General features: G+C 42.5%; 10 protein-coding genes. 9 read left to right on the forward strand and 1 reads right to left on the reverse strand.

The window, feature by feature from the left end:
• Positions 1–102: 102 nt before the first annotated feature.
• Positions 103–1,689: a phosphoenolpyruvate carboxykinase (ATP) gene (gene pckA, locus D7Z94_RS14525; RefSeq protein WP_120712329.1), complete on the reverse strand. Its 1,587-nt coding sequence runs from the start codon at positions 1,687–1,689 to the stop codon at positions 103–105.
• A gap of 493 nt (positions 1,690–2,182) precedes the next feature.
• Here pckA and ruvB point away from each other — a divergent pair, with 493 nt between their 5' ends.
• The 9 genes from ruvB (at position 2,183) to D7Z94_RS14570 (ending at position 18,731) form a co-directional block, all read left to right on the forward strand.
• Positions 2,183–3,205 carry a Holliday junction branch migration DNA helicase RuvB gene (ruvB, locus tag D7Z94_RS14530; protein ID WP_120712330.1) on the forward strand — a complete coding sequence of 341 codons (1,023 nt, stop codon included), beginning with the start codon at positions 2,183–2,185 and terminating at the stop codon, positions 3,203–3,205.
• A complete protein-coding gene (locus tag D7Z94_RS14535) occupies positions 3,205–4,530 on the forward strand; it encodes a cytochrome P450 (protein ID WP_120712331.1) in 1,326 nt (441 codons plus the stop codon). Before ruvB ends, D7Z94_RS14535 begins: the two co-directional genes overlap by 1 nt.
• Positions 4,531–5,451: a tRNA epoxyqueuosine(34) reductase QueG gene (gene queG / locus D7Z94_RS14540; protein WP_120712332.1), complete on the forward strand. Its 921-nt coding sequence runs from the start codon at positions 4,531–4,533 to the stop codon at positions 5,449–5,451.
• Between the two features lie 271 nt (positions 5,452–5,722).
• The gene (locus tag D7Z94_RS14545; RefSeq protein ID WP_120712333.1) at positions 5,723–7,441 is read left to right on the forward strand and encodes a sodium:solute symporter; all 1,719 of its coding nucleotides are present in this window, start codon (positions 5,723–5,725) and stop codon (positions 7,439–7,441) included.
• A 108-nt stretch (positions 7,442–7,549) separates the two neighbouring features.
• On the forward strand, positions 7,550–9,859 hold the full coding sequence (locus D7Z94_RS14550; RefSeq protein WP_120712334.1) for an NADP-dependent malic enzyme: 2,310 nt from the start codon (positions 7,550–7,552) through the stop codon (positions 9,857–9,859).
• A gap of 144 nt (positions 9,860–10,003) precedes the next feature.
• Positions 10,004–10,585, forward strand: coding sequence for a Holliday junction branch migration protein RuvA (gene ruvA / locus D7Z94_RS14555; protein WP_120712335.1), 582 nt, complete (start codon positions 10,004–10,006; stop codon positions 10,583–10,585).
• 5 nt (positions 10,586–10,590) lie between these two features.
• The gene (sov, locus tag D7Z94_RS14560) at positions 10,591–17,739 is read left to right on the forward strand and encodes a T9SS outer membrane translocon Sov/SprA (protein WP_120712336.1); all 7,149 of its coding nucleotides are present in this window, start codon (positions 10,591–10,593) and stop codon (positions 17,737–17,739) included.
• 220 nt (positions 17,740–17,959) lie between these two features.
• Positions 17,960–18,340 carry a glycine cleavage system protein GcvH gene (gene gcvH / locus D7Z94_RS14565; RefSeq protein ID WP_120712337.1) on the forward strand — a complete coding sequence of 127 codons (381 nt, stop codon included), beginning with the start codon at positions 17,960–17,962 and terminating at the stop codon, positions 18,338–18,340.
• The gene (locus tag D7Z94_RS14570; protein WP_147415906.1) at positions 18,333–18,731 is read left to right on the forward strand and encodes a VanZ family protein; all 399 of its coding nucleotides are present in this window, start codon (positions 18,333–18,335) and stop codon (positions 18,729–18,731) included. The genes gcvH and D7Z94_RS14570 overlap by 8 nt, the downstream gene beginning before the upstream one ends.
• Positions 18,732–18,773 lie beyond the last annotated feature (42 nt).

The following is an 18,773-nucleotide window of genomic DNA, read 5'->3' on the forward strand; positions in this document are numbered from 1 at the left end:
ACGATTTTAAGGGAGAACCAAAAAAGCCATGAGCTATAAAACAAAAACCCCTGATCGGACTCGATCAGGGGTTTTATATACAACTAAGTAAAAAAACTAAAACTATGCGGTTTCAGCAACTTTTGGACCGGCAGCAACGATTTCAGGGTTCACATTGGCCTTGAACTGCTCAAAGTTGTCGTTAAAAAGTGTAACCAGTTTGTTTTTAACCTGGGTATACTTCTCTTTATCTTCCCAGGTATTTTTGGGAATCAAGACCTCTTCTGGCACATTTGGACAACTGGTCGGAATTTGGAAACCAAATTCCTCATCGGTAACATATTCCGCATGGTCAAAGTCGTGGTTATGAATCGCATCGATCATAGCCCTGGTATGCTTCAATTTCATGCGGGAACCACTACCGTTCCATCCGGTATTTACCAACCAAGCCGTGGCCTTGTGTGTTTTTATTTTTTCAGCCAATAACTCGGCATACCTGTTCGGATGCCACATCATAAAGGCAGCTCCAAAACATGCACTGAACGTGGCTTGGGGTTCCGTTACACCCATTTCAGTACCGGCTACTTTTGCCGTATACCCGGAAATAAAGTGGTAACTGGCCTGCTCGGGAGTCAATTTGCTTACCGGAGGCAATACACCAAACGCGTCACAAGTCAAGAAAATGATGTTTTCCGGGTGACCTGCAATACATGGAATCTGTATATTATCAATAAATTCTATGGGATATGATGCTCTTGTATTTTGTGTTATGGAAACATCGGAATAGTCTACCTGACGGGTATCCTTATCATAGACCACGTTTTCAAGAACAGTTCCAAATCGAATGGCATTGAAGATATCCGGTTCATTTTCTGCAGAAAGATCAATAGCCTTGGCATAGCAACCTCCTTCAATATTAAAGGTTCCTTTGTCTGTCCAGCAATGTTCGTCATCACCGATCAATTTACGTTTAGGATCTGCACTTAAGGTAGTTTTACCTGTACCGGAAAGACCAAAAAGAATAGAGACATCTCCTTTTTCACCTACGTTTGCAGAACAGTGCATAGGCATAACTCCCTCCAATGGCATAAGATAATTCATGACGCCAAAGAGACCTTTTTTCATTTCCCCGGCATACTGTGTACCCAATATCACAATTTCTTTGCGTTCCAAGTTGACATCTATACTGGTCTTGGAAGTCATTTCGGATGTGTAACGGTTGGCTGGGAAACCACCGGCATTCATGACAACATAATCCGGCTCACCAAAATTGGCCAATTCCTCTTTGGAGGGCATGATCAGCATATTCTGCATAAAGAGCGCATGATAGGCCCGTGTACAAATAATCCTGGTTTTTATCCTATAATCCGGATCCCAACCTGCAAAAGCATCCACAACAAATAGGTGCTCACGGGTATTAAGATAATCCAGGGCACGTTCGTGGTTTACCATATAGGTATGCTCGTCCAACCCTATGTTGATATCGCCCCAGTCAATATTGTTTTCAGAATCGGGATGCCGTACAATACGTTTGTCCTTTGGACTACGACCGGTCTTTTCTCCAGAGTAGGTCATCAAAGCGCCTACATCGGAAATTGCAGTACCTTTTTCCAATCTCAGTCCTAATTCGTACAGCACAGGTACACTACTGTTTCGATAAATGGTCTCGGTATCAATACCGTATTTCCGAAGATTAAATGCTTCTGCCATGTTCAATTGTTTTTAAAGTTGATATATAGTATTTGCTCATAAATTCTAGTGCAAATGTAGGGTACAGGGCATGGTAAAAAAGATGACAAATGTCATGTAGGTAAAAATCAATGGTCGGCTTTCTATGAATTTAACCTTAAGATAACCTGATTCACCGTTTCATTGGTCGCATAGTTTGTTGAAACCCTGCTTGCATTTCGACAGGGCTCAGCATCACAGATTTGGTGCTTCAAATTCCTGCCCGAAGATGTCTTTAATATAAGTCCTCGGTATGACATAGTCCAAGCTTGTTGGTTGATGGTTGTTGGAAAAAGATGTATGCCCATGTAACAATATATTACCACCAACTGCCGATTGCGAACTGTTTATCGCTACTTTGGCCCAATGTTCACCTATGATATCATCTTTCCTATTAACCTATGCACTTTAAATATGTAGCGGTTTAGTTAAATGGTATAACTACTTCTACATGCTTTATTATCTTTGTTAGGATATGAATGAACACTTGGATCCAACCGCACAGAACTTTTCCCAAGAAGAACTGGATGTCGAAAGGGCATTGAGACCTGTGACGTTTGAAGATTTTACGGGACAAGAACAGGTTCTGGAAAATCTAAAGGTATTTGTACAAGCGGCCAACTTAAGAGGAGAGGCCTTGGATCATACCTTGTTCCATGGCCCACCTGGCCTTGGCAAGACCACACTGGCACATATTCTGGCCAATGAACTGGGAGTAGGCATCAAGATTACCTCGGGACCCGTGTTGGACAAGCCCGGGGATTTGGCCGGTCTGCTGACTAATCTCCAAGAAAGGGATGTTCTTTTTATAGATGAGATTCACAGGCTAAGCCCTATTGTGGAAGAATATCTCTATTCTGCCATGGAGGATTACAAAATTGATATCATGATCGAGACGGGCCCTAATGCGCGTTCCGTTCAAATTAACCTTAATCCGTTTACTTTGATCGGGGCCACTACACGTTCGGGTTTGTTGACGGCACCCATGCGGGCACGTTTTGGGATCTCAAGCCGATTGGAGTATTACTCTACGGAATTACTCTCTACAATAGTGCAGCGTAGTGCGGATATTTTAAAAGTACCTATTACCAATGAAGCGGCCATTGAGATTGCCGGACGTAGTAGAGGTACGCCAAGAATCTGCAATGCCCTTCTTCGCCGTGTCCGTGATTTTGCCCAGATCAAGGGTAATGGGAATATAGATATGGATATCTCAAAATTTGGTCTCAATGCGTTGCATGTGGATGCCCATGGTCTCGATGAAATGGACAATAAGATTCTGACCACCATAATTGATAAATTCAAGGGAGGCCCGGTCGGTATTACTACATTGGCCACAGCTGTTTCCGAAAGTGCAGAGACCATCGAGGAAGTCTATGAACCTTTTTTGATCCAACAGGGTTTTATCATGCGTACGCCACGGGGCCGAGAGGTAACGGAATTGGCCTATAAACATTTGGGACGGATAAAAGGTGGTGATCAGCCGGGCTTGTTCTGATGAAAAATTTACCGAGTATCCCCCGATATGAAGTATTAAGGAACAGAAGGACTATTCTAAAAAACCCTTTGCCGTTTCATCACAAGTATTTTCAGGAGTATGGGGACACCTTTAGGATAAATTTAGGTAGGAGCAATGACTGGGTATTTACCAGGAATGCGGAATCTATACGGCACATACTTCAAAAAAACCACAAGAACTATGGAAAGTCGTCCTTACAGACCAAGGAATTGGCCAAATATATCGGCCATGGACTGCTAACGTCCAATGGTGAGTTCTGGCGTGTACATCGGAGGATGATACAACCGGCCTTCCATAAGAAAAAATTGGAAGGCCTTATAGGCATGATGTATAGAACCATTGTGGCCGAGCTAAATGCACTTCAAGTAAATTCCGAGTATGATATTTTTCCCATGATGGGAGATTTGGCCTTTCAAGTAGTGGCAAGATCCCTTTTTAGTGCGGACAATATCCATGATAGGATGCAACGTCTAAAGGAGATTACCATAGCCAACCAAAAAATGTTGATCAAGGAAATGCGAATGCCCTATCTAAAATGGTGGTTCAATTTGACAGGGGATACAGGGAGGCATTTAAAACTATCCGGCGAGGCAAGGCATTTGATCAATGGAATCGTTCAGGAACGCTTGGACTCCAATGAGAAAAAGGACGATTTGTTGGATATGCTATTGGATGCCCGTTATGAGGATGGTACGAACATGCAGAGGGAACAGTTGATCGATGAGGTGATGGTACTTTTTACGGCAGGTCATGAAACTACGGCCAATGCTTTGAGCTTTACGCTGATGTTATTGGCAAAACATCCAGAGATTCAACAAAGACTTTTTCAGGAAGTAAGGGAAGTTAATTTTGAAAATGGAAATAATTTACAGGCTTTGACCCAATTGTCATATACCCTACAGTGCATAGAGGAATCCATGCGCCTTTATCCCCCGGTATATTTTACGGATCGGGTTAGTTTGGCCGAAGATATCATAAAAGGGCATATATTTAAAAAAGGTACCGTATGGTTAATGAGCATTTACGAGTTACATAGACATATGGATTTCTGGGAGAACCCGCATCAATTCATCCCGGAACGCTTTGCCTCGGACGCTAAAAAGGACTTTTCCGCTCATTACTTTCCCTTTGGGGCGGGACCTCGAATGTGCGTAGGCAATAATTTTGCCATGTACGAGATGATAATAACGATTGCTTTTTTGGTTAAGAAATACCGGTTATCCACTACCCATGAAATTGAAGTTCATCCACTGATTAGCTTAAAACCTAAGGGGGCTTATATAAAACTTACAGCACGCATATAAATGCATGGAAAAGGCCGACATACGGTTTTAATAAAGGAAGAAGCCAAACGCCTCGGTTTTTTGTCCTGTGGTATTTCCAAAGCCGCGTTTTTAGAAGAGGAGGCCCCTAGATTGGAAAAATGGTTGAAGAACAGTATGCACGGCGAGATGCATTATATGGAAAACCATTTTGACAAGCGCCTGGATCCCACAAAGCTGGTAGATGGGGCAAAGTCGGTGATTTCATTGCTGCTGAATTATTATCCCTCCGAGAGCCAAATACAAGACACCTTTAAGGTGTCAAAATACGCCTATGGTATGGACTACCACTTTGTGATAAAGGAAAAGCTTAAAAACCTGCTCCAGTTTATTCAAGAAGAAATTGGCGAGGTTCATGGTCGGGCGTTTGTGGATTCCGCTCCCGTTTTGGATAAGGCATGGGCGGCGAAAAGTGGCTTGGGTTGGATGGGCAAACATAGCAACTTGCTTACGCAAAAGGTGGGTTCCTTTTATTTCATTGCGGAGCTAATAGTGGATTTGGAATTGGATTACGATGCTCCGGTAACCGATCATTGTGGTTCCTGTACGGCCTGTATCGATGCCTGTCCCACAGAAGCCATTGTAGAGCCCTATGTCGTGGACGGAAGCAAGTGCATATCCTATTTCACCATTGAGCTCAAAAATGAAATTCCAACTTCGGTAAAAGACCAATTTGAAGATTGGATCTTTGGTTGTGATGTCTGTCAGGATGTCTGTCCATGGAATCGGTTTTCCAAATCACATGACGAACCTCTTTTTCACCCCAAACCAGAATTACTGTCCATGACCAAAAAAGACTGGGAAGAAATAACGGAGGACGTCTTCAGAAAGGTTTTTCAGAAATCGGCCGTAAAACGCACGAAATTTTCCGGTCTCAAAAGAAATATCAACTTCATTAAATAAATTTTAAGGGTAAGATTTTCAAAACCTTAGGGTTTTCTTCTCCTCTTTTTTTGTCAGCTGGAAAACGCAAACGTTTTCGTAATAAAATTTACCATTTTCTTTTTAAGATTTTTTTAAGAAGTCGTTAAAAACGTTATATTCGGAGACAGTACTTTTTACAGATTTCTTAAAATTAGGCAATAGATATGTGTTATAGTTTAAAATAAAAGCTATTGATTGTGGAAATGCCAAAATGAACCAATAAAACTGACTAAACTAAATCAACACTATTATGGGCGAATTGGAAACATTGGACGTAATTGTAATTCTGGTTTATCTTGTAGGAATTATCATATACGGAATATCAAAGTCCAAGAGAAGCAGTTCGGAGGATTATTTCTTGGGTGGGAGGACCATGACCTGGCCCATTGTCGGTATTGCCCTATTCTCGGCCAATATTTCCAGTTCTACCTTGGTGGGGTTAGCCTCGGATGGTTTTCAGACCAACATCAGTGTTTATAACTATGAGTGGTATGCTGTAGTAATCTTAATTTTCTTTTCCATTTTTTTCCTACCCTTCTACTTAAAATCCGGAGTTTACACCATGCCGGAATTTATGATGCGCAGGTACGATAAACGATCACGTTACTATTTTTCCTTTATTACTATTTTGGGGAATGTCCTTGTGGACACAGCAGCCGGCCTCTATGTTGGGAGCATTGTTTTAAAATTGCTATTCCCTGAAATTAGCTCAACATATATTATTATTATGTTGGCCATCGCAGCAGCGGCATATACCATTCCTGGAGGTTTGAACTCCGTAATACAGACCGAAGTGATACAGGCCGTGCTTCTCATTATTGGTTCTTGCTTCCTTACCTACTTTGCTTTTGATCAATTGGGAGGTGGCTGGCAGGGAATGATGGAAAAATTGGACGCCATGTTAGCCGGTGGGGAGGTGAATTTTGGGGATAGAGCTGCCGAAGGTAAATATATTCCGTCCAATTCGGATGAAGTATTTAGTCTGGTACGTCCGGACAATGATGAGTTTATGCCTTGGTGGGGGTTATTGACCGGAGTTCCTCTTCTAGGCTTTTATTTCTGGGCCAATAACCAGTTTATGGTACAGAGGGTATTAGGGGCCAAGGATCTGAACCATGGGAGATGGGGGGCACTTTTTGCAGGGTTTTTAAAACTCCCCGTTATTTTTATCATGGTGGTTCCTGGCGTGTTGGCCTTATTACTTTTTAACAACCTGGATATTTCTGGACTTAATTACCCCTTGGCCAATGGCGGAATGTGCGAGAATCTGTCCGATTGCCCTAACCTTACCTATCCGGTATTATTATTTCAATTACTGCCCACTGGAATTTTAGGTCTGGTAGTAGCTGGTCTTTTGGCGGCCATGATGTCCTCGGTTTCCGCGACCTTTAATTCGGCATCTACTTTGATTACTATGGATTTTGTAAAACAACTTCGCCCGGAAATGACAAGTAAACAATTGGTTCGGGCAGGTCAGATAGCTACCTTGGTTTTGGTGGTCCTGGCTTCAGCATGGGTTCCCTTCATTGAAAAGGTAAGCGACTCGCTATGGGGCTATTTGCAATTGGTCATCGCATTTACCAGTCCTCCTGTGGTATCTGCTTTCATATTAGGACTTTTTTGGAAAAGGGCGAATGGTACTGGAGCCTTTGTTAGTTTGTTGGTCGGTGGTGCCTTCGCTCTTTTTATGATATTGTCGGCGGCATATGATATTTCCCCTTACCTCAATGATTTCCATTTCTTGGCAAAGGCGAATCTGTTATTCGTTATAAGCATTATTGTCCATGTAGTGGCAAGTTTAGCGACAGGTCTTCCAGATGAGGAGCAGGTAAAAGAGTATACATACAAAAGGGAAATGTTTACCGAGGAGACCGAAGAGCTAAGTGCTCTTCCGTGGTATAAAAATTATCGGTATTTAGCCATTATATTATTAGTCGTTACTACAATCGTAGTAGGCTCATTTTGGTAGTTTAAGTTTAACATTTGGGAAAGCATCAATAATTTTATTGGTGCTTTTTTATTTTTGGGAACCCCTTTCCTAAAAGATTAGGCTAAATTTACAAATCAAACTTCGGATATGAGTGAAGAGAAACGTAGACGGGAGGCTTTGGTATACCATGCCAAACCCAGTCCCGGAAAAATAAAAATAGTACCTACCAAACCGTATGCCACCCAACGTGATCTGGCATTGGCCTATTCTCCCGGAGTTGCGGAGCCCTGCCTGGAAATCGAAAAGAACCGAGAAGATGTTTACAAATACACCTCCAAAGGGAATATAGTTGCTGTTATTTCCAATGGCACAGCTGTTTTGGGTTTGGGAAATATAGGACCTGAGGCTTCCAAGCCTGTAATGGAAGGTAAAAGCTTGCTATTTAAGATTTTCGCCGATATCGATGGAATAGATATTGAATTGGATACTGAGGATGTGGACAAGTTTGTGGAAACGGTAAAGACCATCGCCCCCACCTTCGGTGGAATTAATTTGGAGGATATCAAAGCCCCGGAGGCCTTTGAAATAGAACGTCGATTAAAGGAAGAACTGGATATTCCCGTCATGCATGATGATCAACATGGCACAGCAATTATTTCCGCCGCTGCGTTATTGAATGCATTGGAATTGACAAATAGAAAAATTGAGGAAGTAAAAATAGTGGTCAGTGGAGCGGGAGCTGCCGCAGTTTCTTGTACCAAATTGTACAAAGCATTTGGGGCCATGGCAGAAAACATTGTTATGTTGGATAGCAAAGGCGTAATCCGAAAGGACAGGGAGAATCTATCCCATGAAAAGCTGGAGTTTGCCACGGACCAAAAAATAGATACTTTGGAAGAGGCTATGAAGGATTCGGATGTTTTTATTGGACTATCCATTGCCGATATTGTGACTCCAAAAATGTTAGAATCCATGGCCAAAAATCCCATTGTATTCGCCATGGCCAACCCAAATCCGGAAATAAAATATGGGTTGGCCTGTAAAACCAGGGATGATATCATCATGGCTACGGGACGTTCGGATCATCCCAATCAAGTGAATAATGTTCTTGGATTTCCGTTCATATTTCGAGGTGCTCTAGATGTAAGGGCGACTACTATCAATGAGGAGATGAAAATGGCCGCGGTGAAGGCATTGGCAGATTTGGCCAAACAGCCCGTCCCCGAACAGGTTAATATCACATACGGTGAGACTAGACTTACTTTCGGTAAGGACTATATTATTCCCAAACCTTTTGACCCAAGGCTCATTTCCGAAATTCCTCCTGCAGTGGCCAAAGCCGCCATACAGAGCGGGGTTTCCAAGGCTCCAATTACAAATTGGGAAGCCTATTGCGAGGCACTCCTACAACGATCTGGCGATGACAACAAGGTGATGCGCTTACTTATGAATAGGGCAAAGGTAAACCCCAAAAAAATAGTTTTTGCCGAAGCCGATCACCTGGATGTTCTAAAGGCCGCCCAGATTGCTTACGAGGAGGGTATAGCACATCCCATTTTGTTGGGGGATAAACAAATTATTTCCGAGTTAAAGAAAGAATTGGAATTTGATGCGGATGTACCCATCATTGATCAATATGGGGATGATTCCTTGGAAAAGAGAAACCACTATGCCCAAAGATATTGGGAAAGTAGGAAGAGAAGCGGAACTACTTTGTATAGTGCACAAATAAAAATGCGGGAGCGCAATTATTTTGGTGCCATGATGGTTTTGGAAGGAGATGCCGATGGTATGATAACCGGACATTCCAGGGCCTACGCCAATGTAGTGAGACCCGTATTTGAGGTTATTGGAAGGGCGACCAGTGTAAGAAAGGCGGCAACGGCTCATATTATGATAACGAATAATGGCCCTCTGATTTTGTCCGATACATCCATCAATATTGATCCTACCGCGGAGGAGTTGGCTGAAATTGCCAGAATGACAGCTAATTTAGGCAGCGCTTTCGGGTTTGATCCGGTTGTGGCGATGTTGTCCTATGCCAATTTTGGCGCTTCAAATCATCCTCATGCCTCAAAAGTAAGAAAGGCCGTCGAACAGCTGCATGACGAAAATCCCAATTTGGTTGTAGATGGGGAAATACAGACTGATTTTGCGCTGAACAGGGAGATGCTTCAAAGCCAATTTCCGTTTTCAAAACTTGCTGGGAAAAAGGTCAACACTTTGATATTCCCGAATCTGGAATCCGCGAACATTACCTATAAATTGTTGAAGGAACTGCATGCTGCAGATGCCATTGGACCTATAATGTTGGGACTTCGAAAAGCCGTCCATATCCTACAACTGGGAGCCAGTGTTGATGAAATGGTGAACATGACGGCCGTAGCGGTTATAGATGCCCAGGAAAGGGAAAAACGCAAACGTGCCAAAACAGGGAATAGTTCTCGGAAGGCATAAAAATTTGGTTATAGAATTAGTCTCGGTGATCGATTTTAATGTAATGAATACATTCCTTAAACCTTAAACCTTAAACCTTAAACCTTAAACCTGAAGCATATCAAATTGAACTTGAAGTTGATATTTGTGCTTGAACTTTGATTTATGATACATCACCTAAAAGGAAAACTGATAGAAAAAAATCCGACCCATGTTATTATTGAATGTGGGGGGGTAGGCTATTTCGTAAATATATCGCTCCACACATTTTCCAAAATATCCGATGTAGAGCTCATTAATCTCTTTACCCATTTACAAGTAAAGGAAGATTCGCATACATTGTTCGGTTTCGCGGAGAAATCCGAGCGTGAAATATTTCGTTTACTGCTGTCTGTTTCAGGAATAGGATCTAGCACTGCAAGGACCATGTTGTCTTCCTTGTCCCCGCCCCAAATACGGGAGGCCATTGCTAATGGTAATGTGGCCACAATTCAAGCAATAAAAGGAATTGGGGCAAAAACCGCACAAAGGGTTATTCTGGACCTAAGGGACAAAATTTTGAAGGTCTACGATATAGATGAAGTTTCCATTAATTCAAACAATACAAATAAAGAAGAAGCGTTATCTGCTTTAGAGGTTCTTGGCTTTGTCCGAAGACAAGCCGAAAAGGCAGTGGACAAAGTGCTAAACCAAGACCCTTCTCTAAGCGTTGAGAACATTATAAAACACGCGCTTAAAAATTTGTAGCAAGTTTGAAAAAAGGGGCCAAGCAATTTCTTAAATTAACATTTAAGCTTACTTTCCTATTCCTGTTTCTTCTGATGATCTCGGCGTCTGCCGTAGCACAGGAAACTGAGGGGGAAGAACCTGTTGAACAACAGCAGGATTCTGTAAAAACAGGCCCGGATTTGGGGAAATTGGTAATGCCCAACCCTGAAAGCATAATCTCCAAGTACATTTACGACCCCAAACTGGACAGGTATATTTATAATGAAAGTATTGGAGAATTTAATATAGGCTATCCCATAATTCTTACTCCTGAAGAATACATGGAATTGGCCAGGCAGGAAGGTATTAAGGAATACTTCAAGGAAAAGTCCGATGCCTATTCCGGCAAAAAGGAAGGTAGTGAGGAAGCGCGCAGAAACCTGCTTCCCAATTTTTATATCAATAATAACTTTTTTCAGTCCGTTTTCGGAGGAAATACCATTGAGGTCATACCGCAGGGTTCCGTTGCTATGGATCTAGGGGTAATCTGGCAAAAGAATGACAATCCAGCACTTTCGCCTCGAAACAGAACAAATCTTTCCTTTGATTTTGACCAGCGGATCAGTTTGAGTATGTTGGGTAAAATCGGGGAACGGTTGCAGGTGACTGCCAATTATGATACTGAAGCCACCTTTGACTTTCAAAATATCGTAAAGTTGGACTATACCCCAACCGAGGATGACATTATCCAAAAAATAGAAATAGGAAATGTAAACATGCCCTTGAATAGTTCTTTGATTCAAGGAGCGCAAAGCCTTTTCGGGGTAAAGACCCAATTACAGTTTGGAAAAACATCGGTTACTGCGGTCTTTTCCGAGCAACGTTCCCAAAACAATACGGTAGTAGCCCAAGGAGGAGGTACATTGAACGATTTTTCCATTACCGCCCTCGATTATGACGAGGACAAACACTTTTTCTTGGCCCAGTACTTTCGAGACCAATATGATGGTGCTTTGGCCAATTATCCTTTTATCCAAAGCCAAGTCCAGATCACTCGTTTGGAGGTTTGGGTAACCAATAGGAGTCAGCAAACCTTAAATGTGCGAAATGTTGTTGCCATACAAGATTTGGGGGAAGCCAACGAGGAACAGACCCGGATTGGGCTTCTTAACGGTGCACCAGCGGGTTTCTTCAATAACCCCAGTAATGTCCTGCCTAGGAACGATGCCAATGATTTTGACCCCGAGCAGATAGGGACAGGTGCTTTAACCCAGTCTATTAGGGACATTGCTACTGTGGAGGCTGGGTTTAACATTCCAGGATATGTGTCAAACCAAGGATTTGATTATGCCATCTTGGAGAATGCTAGAAAGCTGGAAGCGGGAAGGGATTATGATTTCAATTCACAATTAGGCTATATATCCCTAAACCAACGTTTGAGCAATGACGAGGTATTGGGTGTTGCATTCCAATATACCTTCAACGGGCAAGTCTTTCAGGTGGGAGAGTTTGCGAATGGAGGCCTGGATGCCACAACGGTTTCTAGCGGAGCAAATCCCATAATTGAAAACAATACCTTAATCCTTAAGTTGTTAAAAAGCAATATTACCAATATATCCGATCCTATTTGGGATTTGATGATGAAGAATATCTATGCTACCGGGGCTTTTCAATTGAGCCAGGAAGACTTTAAGATGAATATTCTGTATTCCGACCCTACCCCTAGAAATTATATTACACCTGTAGATGATGCAACCTGGCCCACAGGTTTGGAAGAGGACATCCTTTTAGAAGTTTTCAATTTGGATCGCTTGAATATCTACAATGATGTACAGCCTGGAGGCGACGGTTTCTTTGATTTTGTACCCGGAATTACAGTGAATACCCAGGGAGGGCTCATTATTTTTACAAAGGTGGAACCCTTTGGCGAGTTCTTATTTGAGGAGCTTGGGGGTGGCGTCTATGAGAACATACAGGGATATAACCCGAACCAGCAACAGTATGTTTTTCGCGACATGTATGAGCTTACCAAGGCTGCTGCCTTGCAAGACCCGGAAAAGAACAAGTTTATTCTAAAGGGTCGCTATAAGTCCGAAGGAAGTAGCGGAATTCCCATAGGTGCCTTTAACGTGCCTCGAGGATCCGTACGAGTTACCGCTGGGGGCCGGCAGTTGCAAGAGGGTATAGATTATACCGTAAACTATCAGGCAGGGACGGTGCAAATTTTGGACCCGAGCCTTGAGGCCTCCAATACCCCCATAAATATTTCCGTTGAGAACAATGCCGTGTTTGGTCAGCAGACCCGAAGGTTTACCGGTGTTAATGTTGAGCATCAATTTAACGAGAACTTTGTGCTTGGGGCTACTTGGTTAAATCTAAATGAAAGGCCCCTTACCCAAAAATCAAATTTTGGTGTAGAACCTGTAAATAATACCATTTTTGGCCTTAATGGAAACTTTTCAACCGAGGTGCCTTTCCTTACGCGAATGGTCAATAAGTTGCCGAACATAGATACGGATGTACCTTCTAATGTATCCGTACGCGCAGAGGTAGCTTGGTTAAAACCCAATTCCCCAAAAAATGCCGATTTTCAGGGAGAGACCACAACATATCTGGATGATTTTGAAGGCGCACAGGCCTTGATAGATATACGGGGATCTTTGGGTTGGACCTTGGCCAGTACCCCATTGGAGTTTACTCCGGGAGGCCAATTGTCCGGAAGCTCGCCGGAAGACCCGGACAATCTTTTAAATGGTTATGGTAGGGCCAAGATGGCCTGGTATACCATTGATCCCATATTTTACACCAACCAAAGGCCATCAGGTGTTTCGGATAGCGATGTTTCCACCAATCCCACACGAAGAATATTTGTGGATGAGGTTTTTCCACAAGTGGATATCGCCCAAGGTCAGACCACGGTTCAGAATACCTTGGATTTGGCTTATTATCCCAATCAAAAGGGTCCCTATAACAATAATCCCAATTTTGATACGGAAACACCGGACAACAAATGGGGAGGTATTATGCGTTCCCTAAGTAGTACCAACTTTGAACAGTCCAATGTGGAATTTGTCCAGTTCTGGGTATTAGATCCCTATGTGGACGGGACAACTACAAGTCCAGGAGAACTGGTCCTGAACCTGGGAAACATCTCTGAGGATGTTCTTAGGGACGGTAAGAAACAATATGAAAATGGGTTGCCAGGAGTAGAAAGCAATGATTTGGTCGCCCCAACATCCTGGGGTGAGGTTCCGGCTACACAGTCATTGGTATATGCTTTTGATGCCAGCGAAACCAATCGTAGCCTTCAGGATATTGGTCTGGATGGCCTGGACGATGCCGGTGAAGCATCGGTTTATTCAAATAATACAGGGGATGATCCCGCTTTGGACAATTATCAATATTACCTGAACAGGGAAGGTGGGATTTTGGAGCGCTATATCGATTTTAATAACCCCCAGGGGAACTCTCCGGTCCAGGTGACCAACACCAATAGGGGTTCCACTACGTTGCCGGATGTTGAGGATATTGATCGGGATTTAACCATGAATACGGTCAACAGTTATTATGAATATCGAATTCCCATCCAACCAAATACTACGATTGACGATTTATATGTGACCGATATTAAGGAAGGGGTTACACCGGAATTGCCGGACGGATCTCAACTCAACCGAAGATGGATACAATATAAGGTCCCATTAAGCGATTTTACCGAGGCGGTGGGAGGCATTACCGATTTTAGGTCCATCAGCTTTATGCGAATGTATTTGACCAACTTTAATAGTGATGTGGTGCTCCGCTTTGCTACCCTTGATTTAGTGCGGGGCGATTGGCGGACCTATCTTAAAAATCTGCAGGATGAGGATTTGGATACGGATCCTACTGATGATGGAACCGTAGTAGATGTAAATACCGTAAATATTGAGGAGAACAACTCTAGGATTCCTATCCCCTATGTGCTTCCTCCAGGCGTAGTGCGGGAACAATTGAACAACAATAACACGATTATCCGGCAAAATGAGCAATCACTTTCCTTGGTTGTGGAAAATTTAGAATCGCGGGATTCCCGGGGAGTCTTTAAAAATTTGAACATAGACCTTCGGCAATATGAAAAGATAAAAATGTTCATGCATGCAGAGAAGATTGTGGATAGTGATTATTCCGATGATGATATTCCCTTGGTAGGGTTTTTAAGAATCGGGACGGATTTCACACAAAATTTTTACCAGATAGAACTGCCCCTTCGGTTTACGCCATTTACGGCCACTTCCGAAAGTGAGATTTGGCCAGAGGATAACGAAATGGATCTGGCATTAAGTGATTTGAACAAGGTGAAATCCCTGTGGATCAATAGTGGGGATTTGAGCGAGATTCGCTTTTTTGAAGTGGAAAATGGAGAAGTGATACCGGTGGAAGAATTTGCTCCCAGGACCCCGGGCAGGCTCCGTATAGGTATTAAAGGAAATCCATCCCTGGGAAGTATACGAAGTATGATGGTCGGGGTAAAGAATACGGACGATTTTCCGGCCCGTGGTGAAGTATGGTTCAACGAATTACGTTTGGCCGGACTGGACAATAATGGAGGCTGGGCGGCTGTAGCCGCGGTGGATGCCAACTTGGCCGATTTTGCCAATGTCTCCGCTACAGGTAGTAGGAGTACCTCAGGTTTTGGGGCCATCGATCAAATGCCCAACGAACGGGCCAGGGAAGATGCCATTTCCTATGATGTGGTCACCAATGTAAACGTAGGTCAATTGCTACCCAAAAAATGGGGTATACAACTTCCCTTCAATTATGGTATTTCCGAACAGTTGATTACCCCTGAGTTTGACCCGGTCTATGACGATTTAAAATTGGATGATTTGATCGATACCGCTCCTACGGCCGAAGCAGCGGAAGAAATTAGGGAACAGGCCGAGGACTATACCAAACGGACCAGTATTAACCTGATCGGTGTGCGCAAGGATAGGGGAGAGGAAGCCGATGCCAATTTCTATGATATTGAAAACTTTACCTTCAATTATTCCTATAACGAGACAAATCACAGGGACTTTGAAATAGCCAACCTACAAGATCAAAACGTAGTTACAGGATTTGTGTACAATCACGCTTTTGAACCTGTGGAAGTAGCACCTTTTGCTAAAAAGGATTCGCTCTTTACCGGTAAATATTGGCAGTGGCTCAAGGATCTAAATCTAAATCTTTTGCCGGCTACTGTTTCTGTAAACTCCAATATTAACAGACAGTTTAACAGGCAACGCTTCAGGGATGTACGTGAGGAAGGTGTGGAACGTTTGGAGCTTCCTGAACTACAGCAACGGAATTATCAGTTTAATTGGCAATATGCAATAAACTATAATCTTACCAAGTCCTTACGATTGAATTTTACGGGAAGCAATAACAATATTGTGCGCAATTTTTTAGAGGATGAGGATGATCCGAATTCACAAATAGATCAAACTCTGGGGCTTTGGGACGGATTTTGGGATTTGGGGGAACCTAATAGGCATTCCCAGCAAATGCAATTGAACTATGAGTTGCCGTTCAATAAGATTCCTGCTCTGGATTTCATTAATGCCCAATATACCTACACCAGTAATTTTGATTGGCAGCGGGGCGGGGATGCGCTTCGAGTAGTTGCTGGAGAGAATATTAACACAGTGCAGAATGCCAATACACATAACCTAACGGCAAACCTTACCCTGCAGAAGTTTTATGATATGATTGGGCTTAAAAAGCGAGATGGCAAGGTGGCCGTAAATAGATCTCCAATCCGCAGGGATAAGGCCGGAAACACAAAATCCGAAGAAGAAGGGCAAAAACAAAAGACTAGTGCCGTTTTTAATACGGTTGTCGATATTTTGACCATGGTGAAACGTTTAAACATCAATTACAACGAGAGCAATGGAAAAGTGCTTCCTGGATATACCCAGACTATAGGTTTTATTGGATCTTTACGACCTTCCGTAGGATTTGTTTTTGGCAGTCAGGCCGATGTACGTTTTGATGCTGCCCGTAATGGATGGTTAACACAATTCGATGGATTTAATGAACAGTTCCTGGAACGTACCAACAAACAATTGAATATCACGGCAACCGCCCAAGTTACGAATGATTTGACCATAGATTTATCTGCAGATAGGCAATATTCCAGTAGTTATCAGGAAAATTTTGAAGTGATTCCCGATATTGAAAATGGTGGCCTCAGATATAATCAATTATTGGGTAATCAATTTGGGAATTTCAGTATCTCCACCATGATGATCGGCACGGCCTTTAGCAAAAGCGACGAATTTACCTCCGAAACCTTTGAAAAATTTAAGGAAAATAGATTGACCATTGCCAATAGATTGGTAGCGGATAGAGGACAAGCCGTGGGTGATTTGGATGAGGACGGTTTTCCACAGTTGTATGGCAAGACTAATCAAGAAGTACTTTTACCCGCGTTTTTTGCGGCATATACCGGTCAGGATGTGAATAGGGTAAATCTAGATGCTTTTCGGGACATTCCTATTCCCAACTGGAACATAAAGTATACCGGATTGATGCGAAACAAATGGTTCAAGAAAAAATTCAAGCGGTTTTCATTGACCCATGGATACCGGGCCGCTTATAGTATCAATTCCTTCCAAACCAATTTGGAAAAAGAAAATGGCAACATCGATTCCGAAACCGGAGATTTGTTACCAGACCTTATTTTGAACAATGTGGTGCTTACCGATCAGTTCAATCCTCTGATGCGTGTGGATTTTGAAATGAAAAATTCCATTAGTGTTCTGGCCGAGGTACGAACCGATAGGGCCCTGTCCCTGAGCTTTGACAATAATCTTATGACAGAGGTCAGCGGTAAGGAATATACGGTAGGGTTGGGATACCGTTTTAAAGACGTAAAATTCGTAACCAATATTGGAGGCAACAAAACTAGGCTTAAGGGAGATCTAAACCTTAAGGCAGATGTTACACTTCGTGACAATATTACCATCATCCGAAATTTGGATATAGACAATAACCAGATTACCTCTGGCCAAAACCTGCTGTCCATTAAGTTTACTGCGGACTATGCGTTGAATAAAAATCTGAACGCCCTGTTCTTCTATGATCACTCGTTCTCACAATTTGCCGTATCCACGGCTTTTCCACAGACTACCATAAATGCCGGATTTACCCTGCGTTACAATTTTGGAAATTAAACACGGGTACAAGTATGTATTCAAAATTTATATGGTAAAACGTAAACTGCCCATGTTGGAGGCACCATGCCATAGCGGTATTTTTATTTGAATTGACTTAGAAATAGGGTTTATTTCACATTTACCAAATATTGTATGGGAGTTTACTATTTCAACTTCAATTTATTCTTGAAAACCTATTCAGAATCCGTTACATTTGTCTGCATAAAAAACAAAAAAAATGAACATACCACCCGAATTGAAATACACAAAAGACCATGAATGGGTACGGATAGAAGACAATGTAGCGACTGTGGGTATTACGGATTTTGCCCAAGGTGAGTTGGGAGACATTGTTTATGTGGAAGTAGAGACCTTGGACGAAACCTTGGATAGGGAAGAGGTTTTTGGAACGGTAGAGGCCGTAAAGACGGTATCGGATTTGTTCCAACCTCTGAGCGGTGAGATTATAGCGTTCAATGAATCCTTGGAAGATGAGCCGGAAAAAGTGAATTCTGACCCCTATGGTGAAGGTTGGATGGTGAAGATAAGGTTAAGTGAACCATCGGAAATCGAGGATTTGCTCAGTGCCGGGGATTACAAAGAACTGATAGGTGCCTAAGAAGCCAATTTTTACAATTTCCTTTATAAGCTGGATGGTGTTCGTTGCATTTTCCAGCTTATATTCTTTTGAGGATACAAGTGTGCCGACCATTAACATTCCCCATCTTGATAAGGTTGTACATTTTACGTTTTACTTTGTGGCCGCGATTTTAGGCCTGCTCTCCTTCCGTATACGAGTAACACAAGGTGCCCCTTTAAGGAAACTTATAATAGTGATGTTATTGTTCCTGACTATTTTTGGTATTATTATTGAGGTAATTCAGTATGGATTCACTACATCAAGGGCAGGTGACATTTTTGATGCCTTGGCCAATACCCTTGGTGCCTTGGCAGGGCTGGTGACAGCAAAAATGCTTTTTTCCTCTAAAAACAGGTTAAATTGGAAATAGTATTTGCTTTTTACGCATTATTTTAATTAAATTAGCGAACAT

This window comes from Ulvibacterium marinum, assembly GCF_003626755.1.
Lineage (GTDB): Bacteria > Bacteroidota > Bacteroidia > Flavobacteriales > Flavobacteriaceae > Ulvibacterium > Ulvibacterium marinum.

Coding starts and splice junctions, on each gene's coding strand:
- ruvA (WP_120712335.1), top strand. CDS start 10,004: ATGATACATCACCTAAAAGGAAAACTGATAGAAAAAAATCCGACCCAT.
- D7Z94_RS14535 (WP_120712331.1), top strand. CDS start 3,205: ATGAAAAATTTACCGAGTATCCCCCGATATGAAGTATTAAGGAACAGA.
- ruvB (WP_120712330.1), top strand. CDS start 2,183: ATGAATGAACACTTGGATCCAACCGCACAGAACTTTTCCCAAGAAGAA.
- D7Z94_RS14550 (WP_120712334.1), top strand. CDS start 7,550: ATGAGTGAAGAGAAACGTAGACGGGAGGCTTTGGTATACCATGCCAAA.
- gcvH (WP_120712337.1), top strand. CDS start 17,960: ATGAACATACCACCCGAATTGAAATACACAAAAGACCATGAATGGGTA.
- pckA (WP_120712329.1), bottom strand. CDS start 1,689: ATGGCAGAAGCATTTAATCTTCGGAAATACGGTATTGATACCGAGACC.
- queG (WP_120712332.1), top strand. CDS start 4,531: ATGCATGGAAAAGGCCGACATACGGTTTTAATAAAGGAAGAAGCCAAA.
- D7Z94_RS14545 (WP_120712333.1), top strand. CDS start 5,723: ATGGGCGAATTGGAAACATTGGACGTAATTGTAATTCTGGTTTATCTT.